18 protein-coding genes are annotated in these 25798 nt (G+C 69.7%); 11 read left to right on the top strand and 7 right to left on the bottom strand.

All coding sequences use genetic code 11. From position 1 onward, the window contains the following. Window positions 1-127 precede the first annotated feature (127 nt). The 8 genes from ACWFR3_RS23980 to ACWFR3_RS23945 all read left to right on the top strand — a co-directional run bounded on the left by ACWFR3_RS23980 (window position 128) and on the right by ACWFR3_RS23945 (window position 9722). Window positions 128-1255: a DUF4190 domain-containing protein gene (locus ACWFR3_RS23980; RefSeq protein ID WP_453736665.1), complete on the top strand. Its 1128-nt coding sequence runs from the start codon at window positions 128-130 to the stop codon at window positions 1253-1255. A 116-nt stretch (window positions 1256-1371) separates the two neighbouring features. Further along, complete coding sequence (locus ACWFR3_RS23975) at window positions 1372-2637, top strand: alpha/beta hydrolase (RefSeq protein WP_453736664.1); 1266 nt, start codon at window positions 1372-1374, stop codon at window positions 2635-2637. 215 nt (window positions 2638-2852) lie between these two features. After that, window positions 2853-3605 (top strand): GntR family transcriptional regulator, encoded by a 753-nt coding sequence (locus ACWFR3_RS23970; RefSeq protein WP_453736663.1) that lies wholly within the window; start codon window positions 2853-2855, stop codon window positions 3603-3605. A 179-nt stretch (window positions 3606-3784) separates the two neighbouring features. Continuing rightward, a complete protein-coding gene (locus ACWFR3_RS23965) occupies window positions 3785-5515 on the top strand; it encodes a purine-cytosine permease family protein (protein ID WP_453736662.1) in 1731 nt (576 codons plus the stop codon). Between the two features lie 191 nt (window positions 5516-5706). Then, window positions 5707-5892: an SPOR domain-containing protein gene (locus ACWFR3_RS23960; RefSeq protein WP_453736661.1), complete on the top strand. Its 186-nt coding sequence runs from the start codon at window positions 5707-5709 to the stop codon at window positions 5890-5892. An 18-nt stretch (window positions 5893-5910) separates the two neighbouring features. Next, window positions 5911-6297, top strand: coding sequence for a (deoxy)nucleoside triphosphate pyrophosphohydrolase (locus tag ACWFR3_RS23955; protein WP_453736660.1), 387 nt, complete (start codon window positions 5911-5913; stop codon window positions 6295-6297). A gap of 187 nt (window positions 6298-6484) precedes the next feature. Continuing rightward, window positions 6485-6901: an ATP-binding protein gene (locus ACWFR3_RS23950; protein ID WP_453736659.1), complete on the top strand. Its 417-nt coding sequence runs from the start codon at window positions 6485-6487 to the stop codon at window positions 6899-6901. A 166-nt stretch (window positions 6902-7067) separates the two neighbouring features. Then, window positions 7068-9722 (top strand): SpoIIE family protein phosphatase, encoded by a 2655-nt coding sequence (locus ACWFR3_RS23945; protein WP_453736658.1) that lies wholly within the window; start codon window positions 7068-7070, stop codon window positions 9720-9722. A gap of 14 nt (window positions 9723-9736) precedes the next feature. Here ACWFR3_RS23945 and ACWFR3_RS23940 read toward each other — a convergent pair whose 3' ends face one another. The 7 genes from ACWFR3_RS23940 to ACWFR3_RS23910 all read right to left on the bottom strand — a co-directional run bounded on the left by ACWFR3_RS23940 (window position 9737) and on the right by ACWFR3_RS23910 (window position 18468). Then, window positions 9737-10450: a PspA/IM30 family protein gene (locus ACWFR3_RS23940; protein WP_453736657.1), complete on the bottom strand. Its 714-nt coding sequence runs from the start codon at window positions 10448-10450 to the stop codon at window positions 9737-9739. Between the two features lie 106 nt (window positions 10451-10556). Beyond that, window positions 10557-12662: a TPM domain-containing protein gene (locus tag ACWFR3_RS23935; protein WP_453736656.1), complete on the bottom strand. Its 2106-nt coding sequence runs from the start codon at window positions 12660-12662 to the stop codon at window positions 10557-10559. 463 nt (window positions 12663-13125) lie between these two features. Beyond that, window positions 13126-14394: an alpha/beta hydrolase gene (locus ACWFR3_RS23930; RefSeq protein ID WP_453736655.1), complete on the bottom strand. Its 1269-nt coding sequence runs from the start codon at window positions 14392-14394 to the stop codon at window positions 13126-13128. A 102-nt stretch (window positions 14395-14496) separates the two neighbouring features. After that, window positions 14497-15306 (bottom strand): succinate dehydrogenase/fumarate reductase iron-sulfur subunit, encoded by an 810-nt coding sequence (locus tag ACWFR3_RS23925; RefSeq protein ID WP_453736654.1) that lies wholly within the window; start codon window positions 15304-15306, stop codon window positions 14497-14499. Continuing rightward, the gene (locus tag ACWFR3_RS23920) at window positions 15303-17240 is read right to left on the bottom strand and encodes a fumarate reductase/succinate dehydrogenase flavoprotein subunit (protein WP_453736653.1); all 1938 of its coding nucleotides are present in this window, start codon (window positions 17238-17240) and stop codon (window positions 15303-15305) included. Before ACWFR3_RS23920 ends, ACWFR3_RS23925 begins: the two co-directional genes overlap by 4 nt. Beyond that, a complete protein-coding gene (locus ACWFR3_RS23915; protein WP_453736652.1) occupies window positions 17240-18073 on the bottom strand; it encodes a hypothetical protein in 834 nt (277 codons plus the stop codon). Before ACWFR3_RS23915 ends, ACWFR3_RS23920 begins: the two co-directional genes overlap by 1 nt. An 80-nt stretch (window positions 18074-18153) precedes the next feature. Beyond that, window positions 18154-18468 (bottom strand): hypothetical protein, encoded by a 315-nt coding sequence (locus ACWFR3_RS23910; protein ID WP_453736651.1) that lies wholly within the window; start codon window positions 18466-18468, stop codon window positions 18154-18156. Between the two features lie 378 nt (window positions 18469-18846). Here ACWFR3_RS23910 and ACWFR3_RS23905 point away from each other — a divergent pair, with 378 nt between their 5' ends. The 3 genes from ACWFR3_RS23905 (at window position 18847) to ACWFR3_RS23895 (ending at window position 25661) form a co-directional block, all read left to right on the top strand. Further along, entirely contained in the window at window positions 18847-21192 is a 2346-nt protein-coding gene (locus ACWFR3_RS23905; protein ID WP_453736650.1) for an ABC transporter family substrate-binding protein, read from the top strand. 343 nt (window positions 21193-21535) lie between these two features. Continuing rightward, entirely contained in the window at window positions 21536-23410 is a 1875-nt protein-coding gene (typA, locus tag ACWFR3_RS23900) for a translational GTPase TypA (protein WP_453736649.1), read from the top strand. A gap of 625 nt (window positions 23411-24035) precedes the next feature. Continuing rightward, on the top strand, window positions 24036-25661 hold the full coding sequence (locus tag ACWFR3_RS23895; RefSeq protein WP_453736648.1) for a peptide ABC transporter substrate-binding protein: 1626 nt from the start codon (window positions 24036-24038) through the stop codon (window positions 25659-25661). Window positions 25662-25798: the final 137 nt, after the last annotated feature.

Below are 25798 nucleotides of genomic sequence, written 5' to 3'. Positions count from 1 at the left end.
GGACATACCTCCGCCGCCCGACCTCGGTGGCCGCCCCCAGCAGCCGTACGGGCAGGCGCCTTACGGACCTCCTCCGCAGTCTCCCTACGGACCTCCTCCGCAGTCTCCGTACCCTGGCGGGCCCCAGGTGCCGTACCAGCGGTGGCCCGGCGCGTACTCCCCGTACTCGCGCCCCCCGGTCAACGGCTTCGCCATCGCCTCGCTCGTACTCGGCATCCTCTGCTTCCTGCCCGCCGTCGGTCTGATCCTCGGTGTCGTCGCGCTCGCGCAGATCTCGAAGAAGGGCGAGCGCGGCAAGGGTCTTGCGATCGCGGGGAGCATCCTCTCCGTCGTCGGTGTCGTGCTCCTTGTGCTCGCCGTCGCCACCGGGGGCGCGCGTGACTTCATGGACGGCTTCCGGGATGCGGCGCGCGACTCCCGGAGCAGTTCCGGGTTCCCCGTCGGCAAGGGCGAGTGCTTCAACGTTCCGGGCAGCGATCTGGAAGGGGCGCGGTACGCCTTCCAAGTGGACGATGTGCCCTGCTCGGACAGGCACGACGGGGAGGTCTTCGCCTCGTTCCGGGTGAACGAGGCGAGCTATCCCGGCGACTCCGGGCTCACGGCCCTCGCCGAGAACAAGTGCGTCGATCTCCAGTTCGCCTATGTCCTCGACACCTGGACCGACTGGGGCGACACCGACATCAACTACTTCGTGCCCGACCGGACCACCTGGCGCCAGGGGGACCGGCACGTCACCTGTCTCTTCGGCGACGCGGCGGAGAAGCGCTCCCTGAAGGGCTCGTTCCGGCGCGACGCGACGAACCTCGACGCCCACCAGCTCGCCTACCTGAAGGCCGACAAGGTCCTCTACGACGCGTACGGGGCCGGTCCCGGCACGGAGAACTTCGAGGACGATCTGCCGGCCCACAAGGAGTGGGCAGGACGCGTCGAGAAGGGCCTCGCCGGGCAGGCACGGCTGCTGCGCGCGCACGTCTGGCCCGCGCAGGCCGACGCCGATGTCACCGCTCTCGTCGGCGCGATCGAGCAGAACCGCAAGCAGTGGAAGAAGGCGTCCACCGCCGCGGACGCCGACACCTTCTCCGAGCACTACTCGGCGGGCGTGCGGCACATCGGCGGCAAGCGCGAGGCCGCGGCCCGCAAACCCCTGGGCCTGGCGACCACTTCGCCTCGCGACGCGGGCCCCGGTGGCGGCGGGGGCCTCGGGGCGGGCGGGATCGACGAAGGCGGCGTGAGCGAGGTGGGCGCTGCGGTGTGAGGGCGCTGCGGCGCGAGGCGGGCGCGGCGGAGTGAAGTGGGGCTCGGCGGGCTCAAGAGGGTTTGGGGGCGCTCACCTTAAGGGCTTTTTGTCCGCTTCTGTGATAGTTCTTCGGCGTGACGACCGTCATGACGCCGACCGTCGGACCCCAGCGCACTCCGGGGCCCGCGTCGTCGGACCCTCCCCGAAGGGGCAGCCGCAACGGCAGGAAGAAGTCCGGGGTTTCGTGCGTCGCGCACCTCTCCCGCGGTCTCCTCGTCCTCGTCGCCCTCCTGAACGCCGCCCTCGTCGTCCTCGTCGCCTCCCCGCTGCCCCGCATCCCGCTCCTGGTGCTCGTCGCGGCGGCGGTCACCTCCTGGGGGCTCGTGCTCGTGCCGCCCGCGGCCATCGGTCTGGTGGCCGGTGTGCTCGCGGGGCGGCGCCACCCCTGGTGCGGCGGACTCGCCGTCCTTACGGCGTTCGTCGCACTCGTGTACGGCGTCATGCCGTACGCCGTCGCGTACCGCACGGCCGAGGCGTACGGACAACCGCTGGTCCCCACCGCCTACTTCAAGGGCATCAACTACGCCAAGGCCCCCGACGGCGAGCGCACGCGCCGCTACGCCCGCATCGGCGAGCGGCGCGGAAAGCTGGACCTCTGGACCCTGCCGAAGCGGGACGGGGTGCGGCACCCGGCCGTGGTCTGGGTGCACGGAGGCGGCTGGAACAAGGGGCACCGGAGCCAGAGTCCCGCGTGGAACCGCTGGTTCAACGCACGCGGCTGGTCCGTCTTCGACATCGACTACCGGCTCGCGCCCCACGTGACCCAGCTCGACCAGATCGGCGACGTGAAGTGCGCGGTGGGCTGGGTGCGGCGGCACGCGCGCGCGTACGGCATCGATCCAGGGCGCCTTGTCCTCGCGGGGAGTTCGGCGGGCGGCAATCTCGCGCTCTCGGCCGCCTATACGGAGGGTGATGACCGCGTCCCGGCGTCCTGTGCGGTGCGTGACAGCTCGGTCGCCGGAGTGATCTCCCTCTACGGACCGACCGACATGGGGCGCCTCATCGCGGGGACCGCGCTGCGCGGAGACCCCATGATCCCGCGTCTGATGGGTGGTTCGGCGAAGGCCGTTCCCGCCCGCTACCTGCTCGGATCGCCCGCGAAGCTCGTACGGACCGATGTGCCGCCCACGCTCCTGCTGCACGGCAGCGCGGACCGGGCGGTGCCGGTGGCGCAGGCGCGGGAGCTGGCGCGGCGCCTCGACGCGGCGGGGGCGCCCGCGACGTATGTCGAACTCCCCTGGGCCGACCACTGTTTCGACGTGAACTGGGGTGGATGGGGAAGTCAGATCGCGAGAGCGGCCGTCTCCCGGTTCCTCGACATCCGTGGTACGAGTATCTGATCATCGCAATCCGGCCGTCACGCAAGCCGTCGCGCGAGAGGGCGCGAGTGGACGCGGGTGGACCTGAGTGTGATCGCCATAGCCGCGAAAAGCTCCTGCGTAAAGCCCTGCACGGAGAGAAATCATCACTTCGGGTGATTCCTTGGCCTTGGGTTGCGGACAACAACCGTCGGTTGCCAGGCTGTTGCTGTCTGTCAACCTGATGGGAGTGGCCAGTGACATTCGGTGAGCAGCCGGCGTATCTGCGCGTCGCGGGTGATCTCCGCAAGAAGATCGTCGACGGTTCGCTGCCCCCGCACACCCGACTCCCCTCGCAGGCCAGGATCCGCGAGGAGTACGGGGTGTCGGACACGGTCGCCCTGGAGGCACGCAAGGTCCTGATGGCCGAAGGACTGGTCGAAGGGCGGTCCGGATCCGGCACCTATGTGCGCGAGCGACCGGTGCCCCGCCGCGTGGCACGCACGGGCTATCGGGCCTCCGGCGGCTCGACGCCCTTCCGCCAGGAGCAGGCGGAGGACGGCGCGCGCGGCACGTGGGAGTCCCGCAGCGAGCAGGCGGAGGCGAACGGCCTGATCGCCGAGCGTCTCGGTATCCGCGCGGGCGACCGCGTGATGTGCACGAAGTACGTCTACCGCGACGCGGGCGAGGTGATGATGCTCTCCACGTCCTGGGAGCCCCTCGCCGTCACCGGACGCACCCCGGTGATGCTCCCCGAGGAGGGGCCGCTCGGCGGCTGCGGAGTGGTCGAGCGCATGGCGGCCATCGACGTGGTCGTGGACAACGTCGCGGAGGAGGTCGGCGCGCGTCCGGGGCTTGCGGAGGAGCTCATGTCGCTCGGCGGTGTCCCCGGGCATGTGGTGATCGTCGTGACGCGGACGTACTTCGCGTCGGGCAAGCCGGTCGAGACGGCCGACGTCGTGGTGCCCGCCGACCGGTATCGGATCGCATACCACCTGCCGGTGAGGTGACCGGAGCGCTCCGGCGTACGCCCGGAATCCGGACGGGCCCGTCCGCCCGCCGTGATCGCGAGTTAACACGCGCTCGGCTTCCGTAACGCCGGAGCAACCCCGTCTCGTGACGACTTGTCATGTACGGCTCCTAACTTCGTCGCCCGTACCCGCAATCCGGTCGGACGACAGGAACCCACATGACGGATACGGCCACCCGCGACACCAGTGCCGCCGCAGGCCCGCCGCCCAAACGCAGCTACGCGAAGATGGCGGCCGACGAGAGCCGCGAGGACTACTCGCTGCGGTATGCGCCGCACTCCTTCCGGCGCTGGTCGCCGACGATGGTGGCGTCGACCGCACTCGGCGGCATCGCCTATCTCGCGGACTTCGCGATCGGCGCGTCCATCGTCTTCACCTACGGCTTCACCAGCGGACTCGCCTCGATCCTGTGCGCCGCGACGATCATCTTCGTCACCGGCATCCCGATCGCTCGGGCCTGCGCCAAGTACGGCCTTGACATGGACCTGGTGACGCGGGGCGCGGGCTTCGGTTACTTCGGCTCGACGCTGACGTCGCTGATCTACGCCTCGTTCACCTTCATCTTCTTCGCGCTCGAAGGCTCGATCATGGCCCAGGCCATGCACCAGGCCGTCGGGCTCCCGGTGGAGATCGGCTATCTGATCACGACGCTCATCGTGATCCCGATCGTCTTCCGGGGTATGGGCGCCTTGGCCAAGGTGCAGGCCTGGACACAGCCGATCTGGCTCATCGGCATGGTGCTGCCCTTCGTGGTGCTCGCTTTCGAGGCGCCGGAAGCCTGGGGGGCCTTCGGCTCCTTCGGGGGCACCGAGGGCGCCGGGAGCGGCTTCTCCTGGGTCGCCTTCGGGCTCGGCACGGGGGTCGCGCTCTCGCTCATCGCCCAGATCGGCGAGCAGGCGGACTATCTGCGCTTCATGCCGGCCAAGACGGAGCAGAACAAAAGGCGCTGGAATCTGGCCGTTCTCGCTGCGGGACCCGGCTGGGTGATCATCGGAGCGGCCAAGCAACTGGGCGGCGCGCTGCTGGCGTTCGTGGCCCTGGAGGCCGTCGGCAAGACGCACGCCCTGGAGCCGATCGCCCCGCAGATCGAGGCCCTCAAGCCCTGGCTCGGCTCCTTCGCGCTGCCCGCGGCGGCCCTCTTCGTGATCGTCTCGCAGATCAAGATCAACGTGACCAACGCCTACAGCGGCTCGCTGTCCTGGTCGAACTTCTTCTCCCGCATCACGCACCGGCATCCGGGCCGGGTCTGGTACATCTTCCTCAACCTCGCCATCGCGCTGACGCTGATGGAGATGAACATGTTCGCGGCCCTCAACAAGCTGCTGGGCTTCTACTCGAACGTCGGCATCGCGTGGATCGTGGCCGTCGCCGCCGACCTGGTCATCAACAAGAGGATGGGCTGGAGCCCCCCGTACATCGAGTTCAAGAGGGCCTACCTGTACGCGGTGAACCCGGCGGGCTTCGGCTCGATGGTGATCGCCTCCGTGGTGTCGATCCTGGCCTTCTTCGGCCTCTTCGGGGAGTACGCGGAAGCCTTCTCGACGTTCATCGCCGCCGGACTCGCCCTTGTCCTCTGCCCGTTGATCGCGTGGGCGACGAAGGGCAAGTACTACCTGGCGCGCCCGAACCCGGTGAACGGCCCGCACGTCGAGGTCGCCGACGTGACGGCCACGCACGCGTGCGGCGTCTGCGAGACGGCGTACGAACTCCCGGACATCGCGGACTGCCCGGTCCAGGCGGGCCCGATCTGCTCCCTGTGCTGCTCGCTCGACGCGGAGTGCAAAGACGTCTGCCGTACGTCGCCCTCGTCCGAACCGGTGCTCATGCCGGTGCCCACGGTGCGGTCCGTGCCGACGGTGCGGTCCGTGCCTGCGGTGCGCGCGGACTGACGCCGGCCACGGCGTCAACAGGGGGCGCACTCGCCACGGTGCGCCCCCTCAGCGGTGGCTAATTGCGTACCTCTTTGTGCAAAGTCGTATCCGCTGCGTGAAGGTCGGGCGTAGGCTCGGGCATATGCGGATTGCGGTTTCCTTACTGATCGAGGCGTGGCGCGCGCCGGGAGCGGCGAGCGGAGGGCGCGATGAATGACGGGACGGCCGTACTTCCCTGGCTCGTGATACGTCAGGACGACAACGGCAACCGCTACCGAGTGGGCAGGTACGCGACGAAGGCCGAGGCCGAGAAGATCGCGAACAGCCTCGACGGGAACGGACACAAGCAGCTGTACTGGGTCGAGAAGCTGAGCGAGAACAGCACCGCGCGCTGACCGCATAGGCTCCGGCGCATGACGGAACGCATCGTGGTGGGCGCCGCCCTGTACGACGACGGGCGCCTGCTTGCCGCGCGGCGCAGCGCACCCCCCGAGCTCGCGGGCCGCTGGGAACTGCCCGGCGGAAAGGTCGAGCCGGGCGAGCATCCCGAGGAAGCCCTGGTGCGGGAGCTGCGCGAAGAACTGGGCGTCGACGCCGAACCGGTCGCGAGGGTGCCGGGGGAGTGGCCGCTCAAGCCGGGATACGTCCTGCGGGTGTGGACGGCGAAACTCCGCTCGGGCGTCCCCGAGCCCCTGGAGGACCACGACGAACTGCGCTGGCTCTCGCCGGACGAGGTCTGGTCGGTGGAGTGGCTCGACGTGGACGTCCCGGCGGTGGCCGCCGCGATCGAGTGCCGCTAGGCCCCGGTACGGGGGTCCTGCCCTCGTGTGGGGGGAGCGTGCGAGGTCATGCCTCCCGGCGCTTGAGCCCCACCTACGCCGTTCGTGCCACAGTGCGCCCAGGTAAGCGGTAATTCCGGCCGGATATCGGGTATGTGCCCATTAACCCCGTGAAACCGGACAAGGGTCCGCTGCTGCTGGTCTGGATGTGATCGGCGTGATCGACACCGAAGGCGACTGCGCCGAGTGGGACTTTCCCGCAGATCCGGGCGCCGTGCGCATGGCCCGTGCCGTCGTCCGCAAGCAGCTCGGCGCCTGGGGCATCGGAGCGCTCGGCGACCTCACCGTCCTGCTCGTGAGCGAGCTGGTGACCAATTCCCTGCGGCACGCTTCGGGCCCGATCGGTGTACGTCTCGTACGCCCTGCCGGTCCCTCTGGCACCCTCCTCGTAGAGGTCTCCGATCCGCTTCCCGACCCGCCCCTGGAACGCGACGCCGCCCCTGATGACGAGGGGGGCAGGGGTATCCAGCTGGTGGCCCGTGCGTCGCGGCGCTGGGGGACACGACAGGGCAGTGCGGGGAAGACGGGGAAGACGGTGTGGTTCGAGCTGGTGCTGCCGGGTTAGAAGACTGGCAGCGTAGGACGGACACAAGACGGTCACGGGCCAAAAAGAGTTGAGTCCGTGCTGTGATCGTGAACGCCGTGTGGCGTGGCTCCGTAGTGCTGGATACTGCGGGCAGCTGCATCCGGTGACCGGTGCCGGACGTGGTGAGCTGGAGGGGACGGTTCGCGTGAGCGAGATACCAGCGAAGGCGACGGAGCAGGACGGGCCGTCGGGTGACGCTAGGGGCGAAGCTGCGGATGACGTGATGTGGCAGAGCAGTCCACCCGGTTCGATCTATGACTACATCAGAGTGGCCTCGTTCTCGATCGGCCCCGACGGACTCATCGACCAGTGGAGCCTGCGGGCCGAGCGGCTGTTCGGAGTGCCCGCGGACGACGCCGTGGGCAGGGACCCGATCGAGGCCTTCGTCGCGCCCGAGCTGCGCAGCAGCGGGCACCGCAAGATGGCGGAGATCCTGGACGGCAGGGAGTGGACCGGGTCCGTTCCCTTCCGGACGCCGGAACGGCCTGAGGAGCCCGGCGCGGGGTCCGATCGGCCCGCGGGGGCCGCGGGTCCGGCGGGGGTCTCCAAGGGCTCTGAAGGCATCGCGGAGGTCTATGTGATGCCGACCGAGACGGAGGACGGCGAACGGGCCGCCGTCTGCATCGTCGTCGACGTACGGGCGCTCCGGCAGATCGAGACCGACCTTGCCGCGTCGCAGGCCATTTTCGGCCAATCTCCCTTCGGCTTCCTGTTGTTCGGCACGGACCTGAAGGTGCAGCGGGCCAACCGCCGCTTCGCCGCCGTCTTCGGGGGCGGCGTCGACGAGCACCGCGGCCGCACCGTCCACGACTATCTGCCGCGGCACGAGGCCGACCGCATGGCCGCCGCCCTCAAGCGCGTCCTGGAGACCGGCGACGCCGTCACGGACATGCAGATCGTCGGCCCCGCCCCCGGCAGCAAGGAACGCCGCCACTGGTCGATCAACCTCTACCGCGTGCACAGCGGTTCGGGCCGCCCCATCGGCATCGCGGGGCTCGGCACCGACGTCACCCAGCGGCACGCCGCGGCCCGCGAGGCCGCCCACGCCCGCCGCAACCTCGCCCTGCTCAACGAGGCGGGCGCCCGCATAGGCAACTCCCTCGACCTGGAGACGACCGCGCGCGAACTGCTCGACGTCGCCGTACCCGGCTTCTGCGATCTCGCCTCCGTAGACCTCTACCAAGGGCTGCTCGACGGCGACGAGACCCCTCCGGGCCTCGCCGACGGAAGCGCCGAACTGCGCCGCGTGGCCTTCGCGAGCGCCGTCGCGGACGCGCCCTTCCCGGACGGCGGCCAGCCCATAGACGTGGGCGCCGTGCACCGCTTCCCCTTCACCTCGCCCTGCGCCGACGCCCTGCGCGCCGCACGGCCCCGGCTGGTCTCCGCGGCCGACGACGGATCCGCGAGCAGGCTCACCGGCGGGCTCATCCAGTCGACGCTCGCCGTGCCGATGGTCGCCCACGACACGGTCGTCGGCCTCGCCCAGTTCTCCCGCACGAAGGGGAGCGAGCCCTTCGGGGAGCGCGACCGCGCCCTGGCCGTCGAACTCGCCGCGCGCGCCGCGGTCTGTATCGACAACGCCCGCCTCTACCGCCGCGAACACGAACGCGCGCTGATACTGCAGCGCTCCCTGCTGCCGCCGGACGACCCCGAGGCGTCCGGCCTGGACATCGCCTGCCGCTATCTCCCCGGCAACGCGGCCACCGAGGTCGGCGGCGACTGGTTCGACGTCATCGAGCTGCCGGGCCACCGCACCGCCCTGGTCGTCGGCGACGTCATGGGGCGCGGCCTGCGCGCCGCCGTCGCCATGGGAGAACTGCGCACCGCCGTACGCACCTTGGCGCTCCTGGACCTGGAGCCCGCCGAGGTCCTCTCCGCGCTCGACGAGATCGCCCGCGGCCTCGGCGACCCATCGGGCACCCAGCAGGCCACGCGAGCGGCCCGGCAGACGCGTTCCGCGAGCGAGACGGACCTCTCCGAGGTCTATCTCGCCACCTGCGTCTACGCGGTCTACGACGCCGTCACACGCCGCTGCACGTTCGCCAACGCCGGCCACCTGCCGCCCGTGCTCGTCGAGCCCGGCGAGAGTCCGCTCATGCTCGACGTACCGCCCGGCATGCCCCTGGGAGTCGGCGGTGAGCCCTTCGAGGAGGTCGAGGTCGAGCTGCCCGAGGGCGGCCTGCTCGCGCTCTACACGGACGGTCTCGTCGAATCCCGCGACCATCCCCTCGACGAGGGCCTGAACGCCTTCGTACGGGCCCTCGACGATCCGGCACCCGCCCTCGAGGACGTCTGCGACCACGTCCTGAACACCCTCGACACCCACCACGGAGAGGACGACATCGCGCTGCTCATGGCCCGCATCCAGGGCCTGCCCGCCGAGAACGTCGGCGACTGGACGCTGCCGCGCGACCCGAAGTCTGTGGGCCGGGCGCGCGAACTGGCCTGCGAGCAGCTGCGCACCTGGGACCTGGAACCGCTCTGCGACACGACCGAACTGCTGGTCAGCGAGCTGGTCACCAACGCCCTGCGCTACGGCGAAGGCGACATCCGGGTGCGGCTCCTGCTCGATCGCACCCTGGTGTGCGAGGTGTGGGACGCGGGCCTCGTCCAGCCGCGCCGGCGCCGGGCGCGCGACACGGACGAAGGCGGCCGCGGGCTCCAGCTCGTCGGGCTGCTGAGCGCCGCGTGGGGCTCGCGCAGGACGCCGCGGGGCAAGACGGTGTGGTTCGAGCTGTCGCTGCCGGACAGCGGGGTGGAGCCGATGGACGCGGCGGAGGCGCTGCTCAGCCTCTTCTGAGGGCGTGGTGGCTGCTATGTGGTGGCCTTCAGGGCGGCGAGACGGGCCGCGACCTCGGCCTCGTCGCCCATGCTGTCCAGCTGCTCGAACTGCGCGTCCAGGGATGAGGCGGCGAGTTCCTGCTTGCCGAGCGCTCTGGCCTCCTCGCGGCGCACCTTGTCCTCGAAACGGTTCAACTCGCTGGTCGGGTCGAGCACGTCGATGTTCTGGGCGGCGTCCATCATCTGGTTCTGCGCCTGCGCGGTCTTGGCGCGGGCGACCAGCTGATCGCGCTTCGACTTGAGCTGGGTCAGCTTGATCTTCATCTGGTCGAGCCCGGACTTCAGCTTGTCGACGACCTCGGTCTGCGAGGCGATCGTCGGCTCGGCGTCCTTGGCCTCCCGCTCGGACTGCAGCTGGCGCTGCAGCGCGACCTTGGCGAGACCGTCGAACCTGTCGGCCTCCGCGGCGCTCCCGGCGGACCGCAGCTCGTCCGCCTTCTTGCTGGCGGCGACCGCCTTGGTGCCCCACCCGTTGGCCGCGTCCTGGTCCTCCTTGTGGTCCAGTTCCAGCATCCGCAGATTGCCGATGGTGGTCGCGACCGCCTCCTCGGCCTCCTGGATGTTGTTCGTGTAGTCGCGGATCAGCTGGTCGAGCATCTTCTGCGGGTCCTCGGCCTGATCGAGGAGGGAGTTGATGTTGGCCTTGGCGAGCTGGGCCACACGTCCGAGGATCGTCTGCTTAGCCATGTCGGGTTCCTTCTATGAGGGTTGGTAGGAGTACGAGGGGTCCAGGAGACGGCGGTTCAGAGGGGGCCCGGAGACGGTGGTTCAGAGGGGGCCAGGAGGAGGCGGTTCAGAACCTCCCGCCTCCGCCCATCCGCCCACGGGTCCCGCCGCCGCCGAAGCTTCCGGGACCGCCTCCGCCGAATCCGCCGCCGAAACCACCTCCGCCGAACCCGCCGCCCGCCCCGCGGCCCATGCCTCCCAAGAGCTCGCCGAGGATGATGCCGCCGAGTACCGCGCCGCCCGTGCCGCCGCCGCGCCCGCCGCCTCCGTAGGGATTGCCGTAGCCGCGTACGTCCCGTTCGGCCAGCTGCTGCGCCTGCCGGGCCAGGGCGTCCGCCTGCTGGGCCTCCGCGAGTGCCGCGGGGGCGTCGGTGTCCCGGGCGGCCTCCGCGCCCGAGAGGTGCCGCTGGGCCTCGGCGAGGCGGGTCCTCGCCTCGCTGCCCACCCCGCCCCGGTGCGTGGCGATGAAGTCCGCCGCCGCTCCCACGGCGCTGCGCGCGGTGAGCAGGGCCTGACCGAGGAGCGTGGCGGCGCGCTGCCGGCTGACCTCGCCCTCGCGGGCGCCCGCGAGGGACTCGTCGAGGACCGTGTCGGCCTCCTCGACCCGGCGCAGGGCGTCGATCGGGTCGTGCGGGCCCGCCGTCATCTTCTTGCGGACCTCGTCGACCACCGCCTGCGCGCGGGCGATCCGGCCGTGCAGGTCAGCCGTGGAGGAGCCCGCCGTGGTGCCCTCCAGGAGGCCGCGCGCCTCGGCGAGGTCGGTCTCCGTCTCGGTGAGCGCGGCGGGGAGCTTCTCCGCGGCGAGCGCCAGCTCGTCGGCGAGGCGGTCCACGGCGTCCACGAAGGTGCCCGCCTGGTCCACGGCGCCCTCGGCGGCCCGCAGATGCACGGCGGCCTTGCCGTTGTCGCCCGCGTCGATGGCCTGCCGGGCTTCGTCGAGGTGCGTGGTGGCGAAGGCGAGGCGGTCCCTGGCCTGCTCCACATGGCCCACGAGGTGCGCGGACGCGGCCGGCGCGTACCGCTCCCGGATCGTGCCGAGGGTGCTCTCCGCGGCGCTGGCACGCCCGGTGACCTGCTGGAACGCTGTCTCGGCATGCTCAAGGGCCTGTGCCGCGTCGCGTTCGAGGGCGCGCAGCTGGTCGAAGCCCGCGGCTTCCGCGTCCAGGCGCCTGCCCGCATCGGTGCAGCGCGCGACGATCTCGTCCAGCATGGTGCGCCTGGTCGCGTCGTCCTCCGGATAGGCGTCGTCCAGCTGCTGGCGCAGCTTGAAGGCCTTGGTCAGCTCGGAGCGTGCGTACGCGAGCGCGTCCGTGAACGGCCGCACCGCCTCGTCGCCGAATTGAGCGGTGGCGAAGCCCAGTTCCTCCGCGCTGGTGCGGACCGCGTCGTCGGTCTCCACCAGGAGCTGCTTGCTCTGCTTGTCCAGCTCCGGGAGCGGGGTCGGCTGTCCGCCCCCAGTCCCCTTTCCCCAGCCGCCGCCTCCGGGTGTCGTCCGCGTGTTGGTGCGCCGTATGCGGCGGCTGTACGCCACCGCGGCGAGGGCGCCCGCGCCGCCGACCACCACGACGGGCAGCACCAGGTCGCCGGCGGCCACGTCGTCACCGCTGCTGCCGCTGCCGCCACCGGGATCGGGGTCCCCCGGAGTGGGTGTCGGGGTGGGGACGGGGCGCCCGGAGAGGACCGCGCGGTAGCCGTTCGCCGCGCCGATGGCTGCGCCGGCCCAGTCGTTCTGCCGCAGTGTCGGCTTGATCGCGGTGGTCGCGACGTCCTGGAGCTGGGCCTCGGTGAGGCGGGAATCGACGTCTACGGAGTAGGCGTACTGGCGGTCGTGCGTGGCGACGGCGAGCAGCGCGTCGTCCAGGCCGAGGCCGTTGCGCTCGGCGGTGGCGTCCGCCCACTCCTGTGCGGCGCGTCCGGAGAAATCTCTTACGTAGACGACGAAGAGCTGGAGACCACCGTCTTCGTAGAGCTGGTCGAGCGCCCGCTTCGTGGCGTCCTTGCGGTCGCCGAGCGCTCCCGCCCTGTCGGTGATCTGACCGTCGCGGGAGAGCGTGACCGGGTCGTCGGCCGGGGCGGCGAGTGCAGCGGGGGCGGACAGGAGCAGCAGGCACCACGTGAGCAGTGCGGTGGCTGCCGCTGTCGCCCGCACGGCCAGGTGCGGGGGCGGCGTCACATTTGGGAGCGTATGACCGTCTTGGGGGGTGCGCGACCCGGCGGCGGGAGCCGTGCCCGAGGGCCCCGCCCGGCGGCGGGGCGTTCGTGGCCGGAGGTTCCGGCGGTGGGCCGTCTGTGGCCGGAGGTTCTATCCGGTGGCCCGGGCATCGGTGCGGGAGGCTCTCCGGCGGTGGGGCGTCTGTGGTCGGAGGTTCCGGCGGTGGGCCGTCTGTGGCCGGGCTCCCATCCGGGGGCCTGGGCATCGGTGCGGGAGGGGCCCCCGGCGGCGGGGCGTCTGTGGCTGGAGGTTCCGGTGGTGGGCCGTCTGTGGGCGGAGGTTCTGTCCGGGGCCCGGGCGTCCGTGCAGGAGGTCCTCCGGCGGCGGGGGCAGGCGTGGGCGGAGGTTTTTTGGGCGGTGCGCGCCGGGCTCCGGGCGGGGCCGGTAGAGCGGAACGGGGTCGCCGGCCCGGCCCCGGCCTGGCTCACCCGGCGAACTCCACCTCCGGGTAATTCTCCGACGGGCCGTCAAGCAGGTGGTCGTTCCGGTTTTGGAGCCAGCGGTCGAAGAACGAGGTTGCGTAGGCACGCTCCGCCGCCACCGCGCGGGCGGGGTCGACCGTGCCTATGTGCTCCTCCATGACTTCCCGGCCCACCCCGGCCTGCGGGAGCAGCGCGGCGAGGTCCGTGTACGTCTGGTGCTTGGAGCCGCGCAGGGTCAGATTCCGCTTCCAGCCCGTCGTGTGGGACCAGAACGCGCGCCACGACGGTTCCGTCGTGCGGTCGCTGCCCTGCCTGCCCATGAGGAGGAACGGGCGGTTCAGGCCGTGCAGGGCCACCGGCAGCAGGTTCGTGCCCTTCGGCTCGGGGTTGTTCTCCAGGGTGCCGTCCATGTCCAGACCCGCCTTGACCCTGCCGTCCTCGTACATCGTCTCGGCGGCCGCGATACCGCCCGCCGACTGGCCGAGCATCCCCACCCGCCGCTGGTCCACGACCCCGGAGAGGCCGTGCGGCAGCGAGCCGAGGCGGTCCAGGACGAACTTCGAGTCCGCCACACGGATGTCGAGGACCTTCTTGAGCAGGGCCGGGATTTCGCTCTCCTCGGTCTCCTCCAGCGCCTTCAGGAGCGGGGCGTCGTCCTTGACCGAGCCGTCGGGGAACTGCACTCCCGGCGACTCGTAGGTGTGGTCGATCGTCACCACCACATAGCCGCGGCTCGCCAGCTCCTCGACCGCGGAAGTGCCCCACGTGCGCGGGTCATTGGCCCCCGACGCGTACAGCAGGACAGGGCGTCGGCCCGCGCTCGTGTCGGCCGGGGCGCCCTCCCGGGCATGGGTGCGCATGGCCGCGAAGTCGATCGCGTCCTTTGGGATCCCGTGGGGTGACTTCGCGTTCCAGCGCTCTGCCGCGCCCGGCGCCATGTATGGAGCGAGGGGGTGCCCGGCGCCGTGCGAACCTCCCGCCGCCGGATACCAGACGCTGATCATCAGCTCCCGATACGGCACGGACTTCACCCACGGGTCGCGCCGCGAGGTGTCGACCAGGCGCGTCGACACCGTGCCGATCCGGTGCGGCCCCGTGGGTGCGGGGAGCTTCGCCGCGATACCGAGAGACCGGGCGGGGGCGGGCGTGGTCCCGTGGGCGTGCGCGGGGGCCGGGGCGGCCAGCATCGTCGCCGTAAGACCGGCCGCCGCGAGGCCCAGCACCGAGCGCCGGGTCAAAGCCGAACGAGTCCTTGCCGAGGAGGAGTTCATGCCTCAATGCTGATCTCGCCCGGCGCCCGTGACCATGGGGGAAATCTTGAGTCTTCGGCCCGGGGGATTACCCCCGGGCCCCCACGAGCCCCGCAGCGACCGCTACTGCTCTCCCCGCCGCCGGATCTTGTTCCCGAGCCAGACCAGCGGGTCGTACTTCCGGTCGACCGCCCGTTCCTTCAGGGGGATCAGCGCGTTGTCCGTGATCTTGATGCCCTCCGGGCACACCTCCGTGCAGCACTTCGTGATGTTGCAGTAGCCGAGCCCGTGTTCGTCCTGGGCGGTCTGCTTGCGGTCGAGACCGCTCTCCGCCGCCGCGTCCAGCGGGTGCATGTCCAGCTCCGCGACCCGCATCAGGAAGCGCGGCCCCGCGAACGCCTGCTTGTTCTCCTCGTGGTCGCGCACCACATGGCAGGTGTCCTGGCACAGGAAGCACTCGATGCACTTGCGGAACTCCTGCGAGCGGTCCACGTCCGTCTGCTGCATGCGGTACTCGCCGGGGCCGAGGTCCGCCGGCGGCACGAAGGCGGGCACTTCCCGTGCCTTCGTGTAGTTGAAGCCGACGTCCGTCACCAGGTCCCGCACCACGGGGAAGGCCCGCAGCGGAGTCACCGTGATGACGTCCTCGCGGTCGAACATCGACATCCGCGTCATGCACATCAGCCGCGGCCGGCCGTTGATCTCCGCCGAGCACGAACCGCACTTGCCCGCCTTGCAGTTCCAGCGCACCGCGAGGTCGGGCGCCTGCGTCGCCTGGAGGCGGTGGATGATGTCGAGGACGACCTCGCCTTCGTTGACCTCGACCTTGAAGTCCTCCAGGTCGCCGCCCTCGATGTCTCCGCGCCAGACCCGGAACGACGCGTCGTACGACGTGCTCGAAGGGCTTGAAGGACTCGGCGTAGCGGTACTCACTCGTAAAGCTCCTCTTCGGCCAGGTACTTGACCAGCTCTTCCTTCTCGAAGAGAGCAAGCAGGTCGGAACGGATGGGCTCGGTGGTGACCCGCACCAGATCGATCTGGCCGCGCACGGGATCCGTGGCCGCCAACCCGCCTGACGGGTCCGTGAGCTGGCAGAGCAGATTTGCGCGGCGCCATTCGCGGTTCATGCCCGGGTGGTCCTCGCGGGTGTGCCCGCCCCGGCTCTCCGTGCGCTCCAGGGCGGCCCGCGCCACGCACTCGCTGACCAGCAGCATGTTGCGCAGGTCGAGCGCGAGGTGCCAGCCGGGGTTGAACTGGCGGTGGCCCTCCACACCGGCCCGCCGTGCCCGCACCCGCAGCTCCGCCAGCTTCTCCAGGGCCTGCTCCATCTCGCCCTCGCGGCGGATGATGCCGACCAGGTCGTTCATCGTCTGCTGGAGTTCCTGGTGGAGGGTGTACGGATTCTCCGGCGTCGCCCCGTCCTCGGGGCCCTCGGCGCTGAACGGCCGCAGCGCCTCGGCCGCCGCCGTGTCCACCTGGACGTCGTCGATCACCGGCCGCGCGCCCGCCCCGGTGAGCCCGGAGGCGTACTGCGCCGCGTGCAGTCCCGCACGCCGACCGAAGACAAGCAGGTCGGACAGCGAGTTGCCGCCGAGCCGGTTGGAGCCGTGCATGCCGCCTGCGACCTCGCCCGCCGCGTAGAGACCGGGCACGCGCCGCGCGGCCGCCGTGTCCGACTCGACCGCGATGCCGCCCATCACGTAATGGCAGGTCGGTCCGACCTCCATGGCCTCGGCCGTGATGTCGACGTCCGCGAGCTCCTTGAACTGGTGGTACATGGAGGGAAGCCGGCGCCGGATGACCTCGGCGGGCATGCGCGTCGACACGTCGAGGAAGACCCCGCCGTGCGGCGATCCGCGGCCCGCCTTCACCTCGGAGTTGATCGCGCGGGCCACTTCGTCGCGCGGAAGGAGCTCCGGAGGACGCCGGTTGTTGTCCGGATCCTCGTACCAGCGGTCGCCCTCGTCCTCGGACTGGGCGTACTTCTCCTTGAAGACGTCCGGTACGTAGTCGAACATGAACCGCTTGCCTTCGGAGTTGCGCAGTACCCCGCCGTCGCCGCGCACCGACTCGGTGACGAGGATGCCCTTCACCGACGGCGGCCAGACCATGCCTGTCGGGTGGAACTGCACGAACTCCATGTTGAGCAGCGGCGCCCCGGCGAGCAGCGCGAGTGCGTGGCCGTCGCCCGTGTACTCCCACGAGTTCGACGTCACCTTGAAGGACTTGCCGATGCCGCCGGTCGCAAGGACGACACTCGGGGCTTCGAGGACGAAGAAGCGGCCGGACTCGCGGTCGTAGCAGAACGTGCCGCTGACGCGCTCGCCGTCCTTGAGGATGCGGGTGACCGTGCACTCCTGGAAGACCTTCAGGCGCGCTTCGTAGTCACCGAATTCGCGCTCGTCCTCCTGCTGGAGGGAGACGATCTTCTGCTGGAGGGTGCGGATCAGTTCGAGTCCGGTCCGGTCGCCCACGTGCGCGAGGCGGGGGTATTCGTGCCCTCCGAAGTTGCGCTGGGAGATCCGCCCGTCCGCCGTACGGTCGAACAGGGCGCCCCAGGTCTCCAGCTCCCACACGCGATCGGGCGCCTCGCGCGCGTGCAGCTCGGCCATCCGCCACTGGTTGAGGAACTTGCCGCCGCGCAGGGTGTCGCGGAAGTGGACCTGCCAGTTGTCGCCGGAGTTCACGTTGCCCATGGAGGCGGCGATGCCGCCCTCGGCCATCACCGTATGGGCCTTGCCGAACAGGGACTTGCAGATCACGGCGGTACGCGCGCCTTGCTCACGTGCCTCGATCGCGGCCCGGAGGCCCGCGCCTCCGGCTCCCACCACGACAACATCCCACTGCTGCCGCTCGACTTGAGACATCAGAACAACCTCGGATCGTCGAAGACGCCGGACGCGATCAGATACACGTAGAAGTCGGCGAGCGCCACGCTCACCAAGGAGGCCCAGGCGAGCAGCATGTGCCGTGCGTTGAGCTTTCCGACCCACTGCCACATGCGGTACCGCACGGGATGCTTGGAGAAGTGCTTGAGCTTGCCGCCGACGATGTGCCGACAGGAGTGACAGGAGAGCGTGTACAACCAGATCAGCGTGATGTTGACCAGGAAGACGAGAGTGCCGAGGCCCATGTGGCCCCACTCGTAGTGCTCGTCACGGAACGAGAGCACGGTGTCGTACGTGAGGATGCCCGCCACCGGAACCGCCGCGTAGAAGAAGTAGCGGTGGATGTTCTGCAGGATCAGCGGGAAGCGGGTCTCTCCGGAGTACTTCTTGTGCGGCTCGGCCACCGCGCAGGCGGGCGGTGAGGCCCAGAAGCCGCGGTAGTAGGCCTTGCGGTAGTAGTAGCAGGTCAGCCGGAAGCCGAGCGGGAAGATCAGGATGAGCAGGGCGGGGGACAGGCCCCACCAGCTGCCGAAGATCTCCCAGTTGGGCCCCGCCCGCATCGGCTCGCAGTTCTCGGCGAGGCACGGCGAGTAGAACGGCGATACGTAGGGCGCCGCGTAGTAGTCCGCGTTCGCGAAGGCCCGCCACGTCGAGTAGACGATGAAGGCGAAGAGTCCGGCGGCGGTCGCGGCGGGCGCGAGCCACCAGCGGTCGGTCCGCAGATGGGCAGCGCTGATCGCGGCGCGCGTCGCCGCTCTCACGCCGCCGGAATCCTGACCGCTTTTCAGATGAGGTTCCGTGCCAGTGGCCAACGAGGCTCGACTCCTTAGTCCTCAGGTCGGGGACGACTGGTCCTCAGGTCGGGGACGACAGCGATCGGGGCGGGGGTGCCTCAAGGGGCACGCCTGTCGCGCGCGCCCAGGCCCTCGTCGTCCGAGTCCGTCCACAGAGAGCTGTCGTACGGCGTATCGGGGATGGTGACCAGGTCGGGCCGCTTCTGCGGTGCGCCGCCCGGTTCTGAGGCCGTGGCGCGAAGGAGCGCGACGCTCTCGCGCAGGTGGTCGGCGTCCGTACGGACGCGGCGGACGTCGATACCCGCCAGACCGCCCTGTGAACCCTCGCCGACCTGCTGTTCCAGCTTGCCGACGGTGCGGACCAGATCGTCGACGCAGCGCTGAACAGCCGTCAGATCATCCTGCAGAGCCATGACTTGCCCTCACTTCAGGGGTGCGGCGGCAACGTTCATGCGCCTGCGAGTGTCGCGCGTCACATCCCGGCTTGTGAAGGGATCTGCCGGGATTCCCGGCTCGCACTGGCCGAAACGCGCCGGGGTGTACGCCGTGCCTCCGGCCGCGCTTCGGGGCGCGCGCCGAGGCGGTCGTCACGCTCGGTCACGCCGGGGCGGGGCCGGGTTGGGCCGCACGAGTGGCATCCGCCGCCCCCGCGCCGTGTCGCCCCCGCGGGTTGGGTCCCGTCCCCTTCAGTGGATCGATAGATGTGATCAGCTCCATATACCGCCAAACGTGATCAAACCCGGCCCCGGTCCTGGTAGCGGGCGGCCGGGCGAGCCCCGGAGGTACCCGCCATGACCCCAGACCGCGCCAGACTGAGATCTGCCGTGTTCCTCGCCACGGGCGTGCTGGCTCTGCCCGCCCTCGCCGCCTGCAGCTCTCAGGACGAGGCGGGCACCCCGACGGCCGGCCAGGACGTCGCGCCCGCGGCCCGCGATCGCGTCGCCGACGGCGGGACCATGAACTGGGCCGTCGACGCGATGCCGGAGACCCTCAACTCCTTCCAGTCGGACGCCGACGCGGGCACGTCGCGCGTCGCGGGCGCGGTGCTGCCCTCGATGTTCCGGCTTGACGCGATGGGCAGGCCGCAGCGGAACGCCGACTTCCTGGAGTCCGCGGAGGTCGTCGAGCGCGAGCCCAAGCAGGTCGTGCTCTACAAGCTCAACCAGCAGGCGGTGTGGAGCGACGGCCGGGAGGTCGGCGCCGATGACTTCGCGGCGCAGCAGCGCGCCCTGTCCGGCAAGGACAGCGCGTACTGGACGGCACGCAACGCGGGATACGACCGCATCGAGAAGATTGAGCGGGGCGAGAACAACCTGGAGGTGCGCGTCACCTTCAACAAGCCGTACGCGGACTGGCGTTCGCTCTTCTCGCCGCTGTACCCGAAGGAGGTCATGGGCACTCCCGACGCCTTCAACGACGGCGCCCGGCGCAAGCTCAAGGTGAGCGCGGGCCCCTTCGCGGTGCAGGAGTTCGACAGCAAGGCGGAAGAGGTCACGCTGACCCGCAACCCGCGCTGGTGGGGCAGGCCCGCCAAGCTCTCCAAGCTGGTCCTGCGCGAAGTGCCGCGCAGTACGCGGGCCGCGGCGCTCGCGGCCGGGAAGATCGACCTCACCGAGATCGACGCGCCGGAAGCGCGGCGCATCGCGAACGCGGCCCGTGACCAGGGCGCGCAGGGTCCGCTCAGCCACGGCCCCGAGGCGCGGCTGACGCCCGCCAAGGCGCTGCGCTCCTGGGCGATCGCCAACGGCTCCGACGAGGAGGCGGCCGACACCGAGCAGCAGGCCCGCGCCAAGAGCCACCGGGCGATCAAGAAGTACGCGACCGAGCAGACGGGCCTGCGCGGCTACACCGTGCGCAAGTCGCTCGAACCGGCCTACACCCAGCTCGCCCTCAACGGCACCGAGGGCCCGCTCGCCGACGACCGGGTGCGGCGCGCGGTGGCCCGCGCCCTCGACCGCGAGGAGCTCGCCAAGGCGGTCCTCACACCGCTCGGCCTGCCCGCCAAGCCGGTCGGCAGCCACCTGGCCCTGGCCGGGCAGCAGGCGTACGCGGACAACAGCGGCGCCTTGGGCGACCAGGACACCACCGAGGCGCGGGCGCTGCTCGCCGACGCGGGGTGGACGCCGGGCGGTCCGCTGAAGGAGCCGAAGGGGAAGACGGCCGGGGGAGAGGCGGACGCCAAGAAGTCGAAGGCGGACTCCGACGCAGAGGGCTCAGAGGGCTCAGAGGGCTCCGCGGACTCCGGGGAGGACTCCGGCGACGACGGCACGTACATCGTCGGCGAGGACGACCAGAAGCCGGGCGACAGCGGCACCTCGGTGCTCGCGCCCGCCCCGGCCGCGGCCTACCAGCAAGCGGCGCTGAACCGTCAGGCCGCGTCTCTCACGGCTCACCGCGAGGCGGACAAGGAGAAGAAGAAGGATCCCGGCGGGCACGCCAAGCAGCGCGCCGAGAAGCACTCGGAGAAGCACGCGAAGAAGCAGGACGAGGCCAAGGGCGGTGCGCCCGGCGCGTACGCCCCCAAGGGGACGGCGGCACCCGCCGGGGACCACGGGGCGGCCGGCGGCCCCATGGCCAAGGACGGCAAGCCGCTCACCCTCCGTTTCGTCCTGCCCTCAGGCGAGGGCTCGGAGTCGCTGCGGACCGTGGCCGACCGGATCTCGCGGATGCTGGAGAAGATCGGTATCCGTACGGAGACGTCGAAGGTCGCCGACGACAGTTACTTCAAGGACCACATCGCGTCCGGTCAGTACGACCTCGCCCTCTACTCCTGGCCCGCCACGGCCTTCCCGGCCACGGACGCGCGCCCGATCTTCGCCAAGCCGGTGCCCGCCGCGGACGGCTCGCTGAACGTCGAGCAGAACTACACGCGGGTCGGCACGGACCATATCGATCAGCTGTTCGATCAGGCGATGGGGGAGCTGGACGAGGACGAGAGCCGCGCCCTGGTCAAGAAGGCGGACGCCCGCATCTGGGCCGAGGCCGGGTCCATTCCCCTCTATCAGCGCCCCCAGCTGACGGCGGCCAGGGCGAATCTCGCGAACGCGGGCGCGTTCGGATTCCAGGCGCCGAACTACGAGGACATGGGATTCCTGAAGCCCGGCGCGAAGCCCGCGGACAAACCAGCGGAAAAGTAGTCCCGCCGCAGGTCACACTCAGATCCAGCTCAACTCCCTTGCCCGCCGGTCCCCCGGCGGGCAAGGTCGTTCCCACCCCTTGACCCGCCTTGCCCCACCCCTTGACCCACCCGTTGACCCGCCCATTGGCCTTTGGCCCGCGTGATCTCCTCCGCGACCCCCAAGCACCCCGAGATGAACCGTAAAACCCCTGGTCAGGGCCTACGCCAGGCCCCCGCGGAGGTCACCTCCGCGTATGGGCCGTAGACTGGGGTAAGGCCGTGGCGTGTTGTCTGCCCGGCAGGGCACGCGTGCCGGACCGTACGCGCGGCCATCCACTCTTCCCGGGAGAAGCGCAGCTCGTATGCCCACGCGCCATGACATTCGTAATGTTGCCATCGTCGCCCACGTCGACCACGGCAAGACCACGCTGGTCGACGCCATGCTCAAGCAGGCCGGCTCCTTCGCCGCGCATGCGGCAGAGTCCCTCGACGACCGCATGATGGACTCGAACGACCTGGAGCGTGAGAAGGGCATCACGATCCTGGCCAAGAACACGGCCGTCAAGTACCACCCCAAGGATGGCGGCGACGTCATCACGATCAACATCATCGACACCCCCGGCCACGCCGACTTCGGTGGTGAGGTCGAGCGCGGCCTGTCGATGGTGGACGCGGTCGTCCTTCTCGTGGACGCCTCCGAGGGCCCGCTGCCGCAGACCCGCTTCGTGCTCCGCAAGGCCCTCGCGGCCAAGATGCCGGTCATCCTGTGCATCAACAAGACGGACCGTCCGGACTCGCGCATCGCCGAGGTCGTCGACGAGACGTACGACCTGTTCCTGGACCTGGACGCGGACGAGGACCAGATCGAGTTCCCGATCGTCTACGCCTGTGCCCGTGACGGCGTCGCCTCGCTGACCAAGCCGGAGGACGGCACCGTCCCGGCCGACAGCGAGAACCTGGAGCCGTTCTTCTCCACGATCCTGGACACCGTTCCGGCTCCGGAGTACGACGAGGACGCGCCCCTCCAGGCCCACGTCACGAACCTCGACGCCGACAACTTCCTCGGCCGTATCGCGCTGTGCCGTGTCGAGCAGGGCGAGCTGAAGAAGGGCCAGACCGTCACGTGGATCAAGCGTGACGGCACGATGTCCAACGTCCGCATCACCGAGCTGATGATGACGGAGGCGCTCACCCGCAAGCCCGCCGAGAAGGCGGGCCCCGGTGACATCTGCGCCATCGCCGGTATCCCGGAGATCATGATCGGTGAGACCCTCGCCGACCCCGAGAACCCGATCGCGCTCCCGCTGATCACGGTCGACGAGCCCGCGATCTCCATGACCATCGGCACCAACACCTCGCCGCTCGTCGGCAAGGGCGGCAAGGGCCACAAGGTCACCGCCCGCCAGGTGAAGGACCGTCTGGACAAGGAGCTCATCGGTAACGTCTCGCTCCGTGTCCTGGACACCGAGCGTCCCGACGCCTGGGAGGTCCAGGGCCGTGGTGAGCTCGCGCTCGCCATCCTGGTCGAGCAGATGCGCCGCGAGGGCTTCGAGCTGACCGTCGGCAAGCCCGAAGTCGTCACCAAGCAGATCGACGGCAAGACGTACGAGCCGATCGAGCGCATGACGATCGACTCGCCCGAGGAGCACCTCGGCGCCATCACGCAGCTGATGGCGACCCGCAAGGGCCGCATGGAGACGATGACCAACCACGGCTCCGGCTGGATCCGCATGGAGTGGATCGTTCCGTCGCGCGGTCTCATCGGCTTCCGTACGGAGTTCCTGACCCAGACCCGCGGCACCGGCATCGCGCACTCGATCTTCGAGGGTCACGAGCCGTGGTTCGGCGACCTGCGCACCCGTCACAACGGCTCGCTCGTCGCGGACCGCTCGGGTTCGGTCACGCCGTTCGCGATGGTCAACCTCCAGGAGCGCGGTGTCATCTTCACCGAGGCCGGCACCGAGGTGTACGAGGGCATGATCGTCGGCGAGAACTCGCGCGCCGACGACATGGACGTGAACATCACCAAGGAGAAGAAGCTCACCAACATGCGTGCGGCTTCCGCGGACACGACGGAGAACGTCGTGCCCGCCCGCAAGCTCTCGCTGGAGCAGTCCCTGGAGTTCTGCCGCGACGACGAGTGCATCGAGGTGACCCCGGAGACCGTGCGTATCCGCAAGGTCGTCCTGGACGCCAAGCAGCGCGGCCGCAGCGCCTCGCGTGCCAAGCACGGCTAAGGCCGGAGCAAAACCCGGCTAAAACCCGGGTCCGGCGCAACTGCCGCCGAAGCACCGCGAATTCGGCACCCGAGGCCGGTTTCCGCCCCTCCCCACGGGAGAGGCGGGGGCCGGCCTTCGTGCGTGTGCGGGGTTTACCCCCTTGCGAGGGCCCTGAGGGGCACTACGCTGGCCCGGGCCCCGGGGGTGGCGGGTTTCCCTCCGTCGCGACTCTCCGCGCATCTACGCGCGTCCACGGAGCCGCCCCCGAAAGCGCCGCGAGCCGTCTCCGGCGCGGTCCGCCGCAACCGGTTTTCCCGGACCATCTGTCCGGAATACGGACACCGTTGACCGTTAGATGTGTAACACGTCCGTTTCGCAACCATCTATCTCGGATCGGTTTGTCCGGATTTTGGAAGTTGTACGCACCAGGTGTGATTGAACCGAGACCAAAAGAGTGTGGTCGGGCGGTACCTCATGGCTAATAGTTGACCGCGTATAGCTCGGGTCAATGGGTCACGCGCTGTGGGGAGCGCCGACTCACGAGCACACTGGGGTACTTCGATCTACGCGCCGTCAGGGGTGTCGGCGCGGCTTCATGTACCCCCTCTCGTAGTGAACAAGTGGACTCATGAGGAGGAACCCCATGCGTGGTGCCAAGAGCGCCAAGTGGGTCGCGATAGCGGGTGTCGTGGCGCTGACGGCAACGGCCTGCGGCGGCGGCAGCGACAGCGGCGGCAACAGCGGCAAGGTCGACCCCAAGGGGATCGTCAGTTACGCCAACGGTGAGCCGCAGAACGCCCTGCAGCCGTCCAACACCATGGAGGCGTACGGCAGCGTCGTCATCGACTCGCTCTTCACGGGCCTGGTCCACTACGACAAGCAGGGCAACATCACCTACGAGAACGCCGAGTCGGTCACCCCCGACAAGGACTCGAAGGTGTGGACCGTCAAGCTGAAGCCGGGCTGGAAGTTCCACAACGGTGAAGCCGTTACCGCCAAGTCGTACGTGGACGCCTGGAACTGGGCTGCCGACCCGGCCAACGGTCAGCAGAACAGTGCCTGGTACCGGGACATCGTCGGCTACGACAAGGTCCACCCCGAGAAGGGCAAGGCCAAGGCCAAGGCCATGGAGGGCCTGAAGGTCGTCGACGACAACACCTTCACCATCACGCTGAACTCGGGCATCCCGTACTACGCGTACAAGCTCGTCTACGCGCCCTTCTACCCGCTGCCCTCGGGCGCGCTGAAGGACCCGAAGGGGTACGGCGAGAAGCCGGTCGGCAACGGTCCGTACAAGTTCAAGAGCTGGGACCACAAGAAGTCGATCCAGGTCACCGCCTGGCCGCAGTACAAGGGCTCCAACAAGCCCAAGAACGGCGGCGTGAACTTCAAGGCGTACAACAAGGACACGGCCGCGTACGCCGACCTGAAGTCGGACAACGTCGACTCCATGCCGATCGTGCCGAACAGCGAGATCGCCAACTTCAAGCAGGACTTCGGCGACCGCGCCATCGAGCAGGACTTCTCGGCGATCAACACGGTCAACTTCGCCTTCTACACGAAGCAGTGGAAGGACGTCGACATCAAGGTCCTCCAGGGCCTGTCGATGGCGATCGACCGCGACACCATCGCCAAGACGGTGTTCAACGGCACCCGTGAGTCGGCCACCGGCTGGGTCGCCAAGGGCGTCAAGGGCTACCAGAACGACGCCTGTGGCGAGTTCTGCAAGTTCGACGCCAAGAAGGCCAAGCAGTCCATCAAGGACGGCGGCGGCGTTCCCGGCAACAAGATCCAGATCCAGTACAACGCCGACCAGCCGCACAAGGACTGGGTCGTCGCGGTCTGCAACTCGATCACCAACGCGACCGGCGTCAAGTGCGTCGGCGACCCGGTGACCGACTTCGCGGCGGACACGGAGATCCGTGACCAGAAGAAGGTCAAGTCGATGTACCGCTCCGGCTGGGTGCTCGACTACCCGTTCAACGGCAACTTCCTCGCCGACCTCTACGGCACGAACGTGGACGGCAACAAGGGCGGCTTCTCGGACAAGAAGTTCGACGAGCTGACCAAGAAGGCCGACGCCGCCAAGACGATCGACGAGTCCGCGAAGCTGTACGGCGAGGCGGAGAAGCAGCTCGTCAACACCTTCCCGGGCATCCCGCTCTGGTACAACAAGACGCTCTCCGCGTACTCGAACAACGTGAAGAAGATCGAGTTCGACCAGGCCGGCGACCCGATCCTCACCGAGGTCGAGGTCTTCGAGAAGTAGCAGTCGTCGGAGTTCCGCATCCGTGAAGCGACGCCCGGCGATCCCGGGCGTGGGTTAAAGGGCGGCACCGCAATGGTCGGAGGCCCCCCCCAGGGGGGCGACGTAGCGAGGCGACAGCTACCGATTATACCCGGAGT

The sequence above is a fragment of the Streptomyces sp. NPDC055189 genome (assembly GCF_053606765.1).
The sequence above is the reverse complement of the archived record's forward strand: the minus strand, read 5'-3'. Positions and strand labels throughout refer to the sequence as shown.

What these genes read in the sequence shown, in the direction of transcription:
- ACWFR3_RS23905 (WP_453736650.1), top strand. Translation starts at nt 18,847, where the DNA reads ATGACCCCAGACCGCGCCAGACTGAGATCTGCCGTGTTCCTCGCCACG.
- ACWFR3_RS23965 (WP_453736662.1), top strand. Translation starts at nt 3,785, where the DNA reads ATGACGGATACGGCCACCCGCGACACCAGTGCCGCCGCAGGCCCGCCG.
- ACWFR3_RS23960 (WP_453736661.1), top strand. Translation starts at nt 5,707, where the DNA reads ATGAATGACGGGACGGCCGTACTTCCCTGGCTCGTGATACGTCAGGAC.
- typA (WP_453736649.1), top strand. Translation starts at nt 21,536, where the DNA reads ATGCCCACGCGCCATGACATTCGTAATGTTGCCATCGTCGCCCACGTC.
- ACWFR3_RS23930 (WP_453736655.1), bottom strand. Translation starts at nt 14,394, where the DNA reads ATGAACTCCTCCTCGGCAAGGACTCGTTCGGCTTTGACCCGGCGCTCG.
- ACWFR3_RS23920 (WP_453736653.1), bottom strand. Translation starts at nt 17,240, where the DNA reads ATGTCTCAAGTCGAGCGGCAGCAGTGGGATGTTGTCGTGGTGGGAGCC.
- ACWFR3_RS23910 (WP_453736651.1), bottom strand. Translation starts at nt 18,468, where the DNA reads ATGGCTCTGCAGGATGATCTGACGGCTGTTCAGCGCTGCGTCGACGAT.
- ACWFR3_RS23955 (WP_453736660.1), top strand. Translation starts at nt 5,911, where the DNA reads ATGACGGAACGCATCGTGGTGGGCGCCGCCCTGTACGACGACGGGCGC.
- ACWFR3_RS23940 (WP_453736657.1), bottom strand. Translation starts at nt 10,450, where the DNA reads ATGGCTAAGCAGACGATCCTCGGACGTGTGGCCCAGCTCGCCAAGGCC.
- ACWFR3_RS23895 (WP_453736648.1), top strand. Translation starts at nt 24,036, where the DNA reads ATGCGTGGTGCCAAGAGCGCCAAGTGGGTCGCGATAGCGGGTGTCGTG.